General features: G+C 70.5%; 4 protein-coding genes. All 4 read left to right on the top strand.

Annotated elements, in window-relative coordinates:
• Nucleotides 1–253 precede the first annotated feature (253 nt).
• The 4 genes from lpdA to aceE all read left to right on the top strand — a co-directional run bounded on the left by lpdA (nucleotide 254) and on the right by aceE (nucleotide 7,162).
• The gene (gene lpdA, locus ACFW2Y_RS33685) at nucleotides 254–1,642 is read left to right on the top strand and encodes a dihydrolipoyl dehydrogenase (RefSeq protein ID WP_384886916.1); all 1,389 of its coding nucleotides are present in this window, start codon (nucleotides 254–256) and stop codon (nucleotides 1,640–1,642) included.
• Between the two features lie 62 nt (nucleotides 1,643–1,704).
• Nucleotides 1,705–3,423 (top strand): 2-oxoglutarate dehydrogenase, E2 component, dihydrolipoamide succinyltransferase, encoded by a 1,719-nt coding sequence (gene sucB, locus ACFW2Y_RS33680; RefSeq protein ID WP_384886914.1) that lies wholly within the window; start codon nucleotides 1,705–1,707, stop codon nucleotides 3,421–3,423.
• Between the two features lie 118 nt (nucleotides 3,424–3,541).
• Nucleotides 3,542–4,165 carry a GntR family transcriptional regulator gene (locus tag ACFW2Y_RS33675; protein ID WP_384886911.1) on the top strand — a complete coding sequence of 208 codons (624 nt, stop codon included), beginning with the start codon at nucleotides 3,542–3,544 and terminating at the stop codon, nucleotides 4,163–4,165.
• 291 nt (nucleotides 4,166–4,456) lie between these two features.
• Complete coding sequence (gene aceE, locus ACFW2Y_RS33670) at nucleotides 4,457–7,162, top strand: pyruvate dehydrogenase (acetyl-transferring), homodimeric type (RefSeq protein WP_384886910.1); 2,706 nt, start codon at nucleotides 4,457–4,459, stop codon at nucleotides 7,160–7,162.
• The last annotated feature ends 51 nt before the right edge of the window (nucleotides 7,163–7,213 follow it).

The raw sequence follows: 7,213 nt of genomic DNA, 5'->3' as shown, positions 1-7,213 counted from the left end.
GGCCCGGTGCCCGGGGCCGTCCCTGTTCGCTCGCGACGAAATCCGTAGGTTCACACGCCTTCGTGACCCGGCCGTACGGACGATCGGCCGTCTCAGAGCACGGCCCCGCGTCCCGCCGTCCGTCAACAAGTGCGAAGATGGGTTCTCGGCAGGACAGGGCCCCCACCACAGGGCCGAAATAAAGCGGCCGGACACCAGCCGCCGCCAGGTCGTCGACGACCGGCGACGAGCGCACATGCATGGAGGACGTGACGTGGCGAACGACGCCAGCACCGTTTTCGACCTAGTGATCCTCGGCGGCGGTAGCGGCGGTTACGCCGCGGCGCTGCGCGGAGCGCAGCTGGGCCTGGACGTCGCACTGATCGAGAAGAACAAGCTCGGCGGCACCTGCCTGCACAACGGCTGCATCCCGACGAAGGCCCTGCTCCACGCCGGCGAGGTCGCCGACCAGGCGCGCGAGGCGGAGCAGTTCGGTGTCAAGGCCTCCTTCGAGGGCATCGACATCAAGGCCGTGCACAAGTACAAGGACGACGTGATCTCGGGCCTGTACAAGGGTCTGCAGGGGCTCGTCGCCTCCCGCAAGGTGACCTACATCGAGGGCACCGGCCACCTGTCCTCCCCGACCTCCGTCGACGTGGACGGCCGTCGCGTCGAGGGGCGTCACGTCCTCCTGGCCACCGGTTCCGTGCCGAAGTCCCTGCCGGGTCTGGAGATCGACGGCAACCGGATCATCACCTCGGACCACGCGCTGACCCTCGACCGGGTCCCGGAGTCCGCGATCATCCTCGGCGGCGGTGTGATCGGCGTCGAGTTCGCTTCCGCGTGGAAGTCCTTCGGCACCGACGTCACCGTGATCGAGGGCATGAAGCACCTCGTCCCGGTCGAGGACGAGAACAGCTCGAAGCTCCTCGAGCGCGCCTTCCGCAAGCGCGGCATCAAGTTCAACCTCGGCACCTTCTTCCAGTCCGCCGAGTACACCGACAACGGCGTCAAGGTCACCCTGGCCGACGGCAAGACCTTCGAGGCCGAGGTCCTCCTGGTCGCCATCGGCCGCGGCCCGGTCTCCGCCGGCCTCGGCTACGAGGAGCAGGGCGTCGCGATGGACCGCGGCTACGTCCTGGTCGACGAGCAGATGCGCACCAACGTGCCGACGATCTCGGCCGTGGGCGACCTCGTCCCGACGCTCCAGCTCGCGCACGTCGGCTTCGCCGAGGGCATCCTCGTCGCGGAGCGCCTGGCCGGCCTGAAGGCCGTGCCGATCGACTACGACGGCGTGCCCCGGGTGACCTACTGCCACCCCGAGGTCGCCTCCGTCGGCATCACCGAGGCCAAGGCCAAGGAGATCTACGGCGCGGACAAGGTCGTCGCCCTGAAGTACAACCTCGCGGGCAACGGCAAGAGCAAGATCCTCAAGACCGCGGGCGAGATCAAGCTCGTGCAGGTCAAGGACGGTGCCGTGGTCGGCGTCCACATGGTCGGTGACCGCATGGGCGAGCAGGTCGGCGAAGCGCAGCTGATCTACAACTGGGAGGCGCTGCCGGCCGAGGTCGCGCAGCTCATCCACGCCCACCCGACGCAGAACGAGGCGCTCGGCGAGGCCCACCTGGCCCTGGCCGGCAAGCCCCTGCACTCCCATGACTGACGCTCACGTCATCACAGGGCGCGACGACCACTTTCCGCAATTCGTTAGGAGCAACTGAAACCATGTCGGTTTCCGTAACCCTGCCGGCGCTCGGCGAGAGCGTCACCGAGGGCACCGTCACCCGCTGGCTCAAGGCCGAGGGCGAGCGTGTCGAGGCCGACGAGCCGCTGCTCGAGGTCTCGACCGACAAGGTCGACACCGAGATCCCCGCCCCCGCCTCGGGCATCCTGGCCTCCATCAAGGTCGCCGAGGACGAGACGGTCGAGGTCGGCGCCGAGCTGGCCATCATCGACGACGGCACGGGCGCCCCGGCTGCCGCTCCGGCGCCGGCCGCCGAGCCCGCCCCAGCGCCGGCCGTCGAGGCTCCGGCCGCCCCGGCCCCCGCGGCCGAGGCTCCGGCCGCGACCCCGGCCGGTGGTGCCCAGGGCACCGATGTCGTGCTGCCCGCGCTCGGCGAGTCCGTCACCGAGGGCACCGTCACCCGCTGGCTGAAGTCGGTCGGCGAGAGCGTCGAGGCCGACGAGCCGCTGCTCGAGGTCTCCACGGACAAGGTCGACACCGAAATCCCCGCCCCCGCCTCCGGCGTCCTGCTGGAGATCGTCGTCGGTGAGGACGAGACCGCCGAGGTCGGCGCGAAGCTGGCCGTCATCGGCGCCGCGGGTGCCGCCGCTCCGGCCGCCCCCGCCGCCGCTCCGGCTGCTACTCCGGCTCCGGCCCCCGCCGCCCCGGCTCCCGTTGCCGCTCCGGCTCCGGCCCCCGCCGCCCCGGCTCCCGTTGCCGCTCCGGCTCCGACCGCCCCGTCCATCGCCCCGGCCGTGGTCACCCCCGTTCCGGCGACCCCCGCGGCCGCCCCGGCCGAGGACGGCGCGTACGTGACGCCCCTGGTCCGGAAGCTCGCCACCGAGAACGGCGTCGACCTGGCCACGGTCAAGGGCTCCGGTGTCGGCGGTCGCATCCGCAAGCAGGACGTCCTCGCCGCCGCCGAGGCCAAGAAGGCCGCTCCGGCCCCCGCCGCCCCGGCCGCCGCCGCTCCGAAGGCCCCCGCCCTGGAGGTCTCCCCGCTGCGCGGCCAGACGGTCAAGATGACCCGCATGCGCAAGGTCATCGGCGACAACATGATGAAGGCGCTGCACGGCCAGGCCCAGCTGTCCTCGGTCGTCGAGGTCGACATCACCAAGCTGATGAAGCTGCGCGGCCGGGCGAAGGACGCCTTCGCCGCCCGCGAGGGCGTCAAGCTCTCCCCCATGCCGTTCTTCGTGAAGGCGGCGGCCCAGGCCCTGAAGGCCCACCCGGTCATCAACGCCCGGATCAACGAGGACGAGGGCACGATCACCTACTTCGACTCGGAGAACATCGGCATCGCCGTGGACTCCGAGAAGGGCCTGATGACCCCGGTCATCAAGGGCGCGGGTGACCTGAACATCGCCGGCATCTCCAAGGCCACGGCCGACCTGGCCGCCAAGGTCCGCGGCAACAAGATCACGCCGGACGAGCTGGCCGGTGCGACCTTCACCATCAGCAACACCGGTTCGCGCGGTGCGCTGTTCGACACGATCATCGTCCCGCCGAACCAGGTCGCCATCCTGGGCATCGGCGCCACGGTCAAGCGCCCGGCCGTCATCGAGACCGCCGAGGGCACCGTCATCGGCGTCCGCGACATGACCTACCTGACGCTGTCCTACGACCACCGCCTGGTGGACGGCGCCGACGCCGCCCGCTACCTGACCGCCGTCAAGGCGATCCTGGAGGCCGGCGAGTTCGAGGTCGACCTCGGTCTCTGACCGGACCCCCGAGGCGCAACGTAACGAGCCTCACCAGCGGCGCCCCCGTTCGGAAGTGTTTCCGGAGGGGGGCGCCGCCGTATTGTCTAAGGGTCAACACTCCCCGAGGAGCCGCTTCATGACCGTCCCCGTCGTCCACTCGCTGCGCGAGCAGATCCGCGAGCACATCGTGGAGGGGATCGTCAGCGGCCGCTGGAAGCCGGGCGAGCGCATCGTGGAGCGCCGGATCGCAAGCGAGCTGGAGGTCTCCCAGACCCCCGTCCGCGAGGCGCTGCGCGAACTGGAGTCGTTGCGGCTGATCGAGTCGGCGCCCAACAAGGGCGTCCGGGTCCGCAACCTCACCGCCGCGGACCTGGAGGAGAGCTATCCGGTGCGGGCCGGCCTGGAGCAGATCGCGGCCGAGCTGGCGGCCGGACGGCTGGCAGCGGACTGCTCGGCCCTGGAGCCGCACGTGGCGGCCCTGTACGAGGCGGACGCGGCCTCGGACGGGACGGCGCAGGTGCGGCACACGGTCGCCTTCCACCGGGAGCTGGTGAAGGCCGCCGGGAACGGCGTGCTGCTGCACACCTGGGAGACGCTGGGCATCGAGGTCTTCACGGCCCTGTCGATCCGCTGGCTCGGCACGGTGCAGAAGTCGTACGCGGAGGAGCACCAGGAGCTGGTGGAAGCCTTCCGACGAGGCGATCCGAACATCGGCGCCCTGGTGAAGGCACACGTCCTGGGCTGTGCGCCACGGGCCTGAGGCCTCCGCACGGATGAGCGGGTCCACCTGCCGGTGGGCCCGCTCATCCGTGCGAGCACCCCCTCGGCCGACCGTTCCCACCTGCGGAAACAGCGGATCGATGCGGCACCGGGTGCCCTTTCCCTTGGCACCCTGTGCCGACTTTCTCGATCTGAAGAGGTTTTCTCCTTCAACCCTTTGATCGATCATCGATCGTAGGTTTACAGTCTTCGGCGGGCCGTACCCGGCCCTTCGCCCTGTCCTGCCAGACAAGGCACCCATCTCCACCCACCTGTCCGGAAGGCGGCGATCATGACCGGTCCCGTAGGCAAGATTCCGAGCGAGCTCGACCAGCTCCCGGACCGTGACACCGAGGAGACCGCCGAGTGGGCGGCCTCCCTGGACGCCGTCACCAAGGCCGCCGGCCCCCACCGGGCCGCCTACCTGATGCGCCGCACGCTCCAGCACGCCGAGGGCGCGGGCCTGGCCCTGCCCAAGCTGCTGGAGACGGACTACGTCAACACCATCCCCACTTCCGCCGAACCCTCGATCGCCGAGTTCGGCGGCGACGAGGAGATGGAGCGGAAGATCACCGCCTGGAACCGCTGGAACGCGGCCGCGATGGTCACCCGCGGTTCCAAGTACGGCGTCGGCGGCCACATCGCCACCTTCGCCTCCGCGGCCTGGCTCTACGAGACCGGCTTCAACCACTTCTTCAAGGGCAAGGAAGCCGACGGTTCCGGCGACCAGCTCTACATCCAGGGCCACGCCTCCCCCGGCATCTACGCCCGCGCCTTCCTCGACGGGCGCCTGAACGAGTCCCACCTCGACAACTTCCGGCAGGAGTCCGGCGGCAACGGCCTGCCCTCCTACCCGCACCCGCGCCGCCTCCCCTGGCTGTGGGAGTTCCCCACCGTCTCCATGGGCCTCGGCCCGCTCTCCGCGATCTACCAGGCGCGCTTCAACCGCTACCTGACCAACCGCTCCATCAAGGACGTCTCCGCCTCGCACGTGTGGGCGTTCCTCGGTGACGGCGAGATGGACGAGCCCGAGTCGACCGCCGCCCTCGCCCTGGCCGCCCGCGAGGGTCTGGACAACCTGACCTTCGTCATCAACTGCAACCTGCAGCGCCTCGACGGCCCGGTCCGCGCCAACTTCAAGATCGTGCAGGAGCTGGAGGCCCAGTTCCGCGGCGCCGGCTGGAACGTCGTGAAGTCTCTGTGGGGCAACGCCTGGGACGAGCTGTTCGCGCTCGACACCACCGGCGCCCTCGTCCGCCGTCTGCGCGAGGTGCCGGACGCACAGGTCCAGACGTACCAGACCCGTGACGCCGCCTACATCCGCCAGGACTTCTTCGGCAGGGACCCGGCGCTCGTCGCGATGGCCCAGCTGCTCACCGACGACAAGATCCTGGAGTGCTTCCACCTCTCGCGCGGCGGCCACGAGCCGCGCAAGGTGTACGCCGCCTACAAGGCCGCCCTGGAGTTCAAGGGCGCACCGACGGTCATCCTGGCGCAGACCGTCAAGGGCTTCACCCTGGGTGAGGGCTTCGCGTCGAAGAACGCGAACCACCAGATGAAGAAGCTGACGACGGACGAGTTCAAGAACATGCGTGACCTTCTTGAGCTGCCGATCTCGGACGCGCAGTTCGTCGACGGCCAGGTGCCGTACGGCCACCCCGGAGCCGACTCCCCCGAGGTCCGCTACCTGCAGGAGCGCCGCGCGGCCCTCGGCGGTCCGGCCCCGGCCCGCCGCGCCCATGCGCTCGCCCCGCTGCCGGCCCCGGCCGAGAAGGCCTTCGCCGCCTTCGACAAGGGCTCCGGCGCGCAGTCGATGGCCACGACGATGGCGTTCGTGCGCCTGATGAAGGACCTGATCCGCGACAAGGAGACCGGCAAGCGCTGGGTCCCGATCGTGCCGGACGAGGCCCGCACCTTCGGCATGGAGTCGCTGTTCCCGTCGTTGGGCATCTACTCGCCGAAGGGCCAGACGTACGAGCCGGTCGACCGCGACCAGCTGATGTACTACAAGGAAGCCGTCAACGGCCAGATCCTGAACGAGGGCATCACCGAAGCCGGCTCGATGGCCGACTTCATCGCCGCGTCCACCGCCTACGCGACGCACGGCGAAGCGATGATCCCCTTCTACATCTTCTACTCGATGTTCGGCTGGCAGCGGACCGCCGACCAGATGTGGCAGCTCGGCGACCAGCTCGGCCGCGGCTTCCTCGTCGGTGCGACCGCCGGCCGCACCACCCTGACCGGCGAGGGCCTCCAGCACGCCGACGGCCATTCGCCGGTGATCGCCGCGACGAACCCGGCCGCGCTGACGTACGACCCGGCGTTCGCCTACGAGGTCGCGGTCATCGTCAAGGAGGGTCTGCGCCGGATGTACGGCGAGGCCGCCGAGGGCGAGGACCGGGACGTCTTCTACTACCTGACGGTCTACAACGAGCCGATGCCGCAGCCGGCCAAGCCGTCCGGCGTCGACGAGGGCATCATCAAGGGCCTCTACCGCTTCAACACGGCGGAGTCGGCCGGTCTCGACCTGCCGGCGAACGCCGCGCGGATCCAGCTGCTCTCCTCGGGCACGGCCATCCACTGGGCCCTGGAGGCGCAGAAGCTGCTCGCCGCCGAGTGGGGCGTGGCCGCCGACGTGTGGTCCGCGACCTCCTGGACGGAGCTGCGGCGCGACGCCCTGGAGGCGGACGCGGCGCTGCTGCGGGGCGAGGAGCAGGTGCCGTACGTCCGCCGGGCGCTGGAGGGCGTCGACTCCCCGGTCCTCGCGGTCTCCGACTACATGCGCCAGGTCCCGGACCAGATCGCGCAGTGGATCGAGCAGGACTACACCTCGCTGGGCGCCGACGGCTTCGGCCTCTCGGACACCCGCGACGCGGCCCGCCGCCACTTCGGCGTCGACGCCCAGTCGATCGTCGTCGCGGCGCTGGCCCAGCTGGCCCGCCGCGGCGAGGTCCGGGCAACGGCCGTCAAGGAGGCGCGCGAGCGCTACGGCCTGTAGGGCCGACCGCCACGGTCGAGGGGCCGCGCCCGTACGGGTCTCGTACGGGCG

This window comes from Streptomyces sp. NPDC058877 (assembly GCF_042742855.1).
Classification (GTDB): domain Bacteria; phylum Actinomycetota; class Actinomycetes; order Streptomycetales; family Streptomycetaceae; genus Streptomyces.
The sequence above is the reverse complement of the archived record's forward strand: the minus strand, read 5'-3'. Positions and strand labels throughout refer to the sequence as shown.

Coding starts and splice junctions, on each gene's coding strand:
- sucB (WP_384886914.1), top strand. CDS start 1,705: ATGTCGGTTTCCGTAACCCTGCCGGCGCTCGGCGAGAGCGTCACCGAG.
- ACFW2Y_RS33675 (WP_384886911.1), top strand. CDS start 3,542: ATGACCGTCCCCGTCGTCCACTCGCTGCGCGAGCAGATCCGCGAGCAC.
- aceE (WP_384886910.1), top strand. CDS start 4,457: ATGACCGGTCCCGTAGGCAAGATTCCGAGCGAGCTCGACCAGCTCCCG.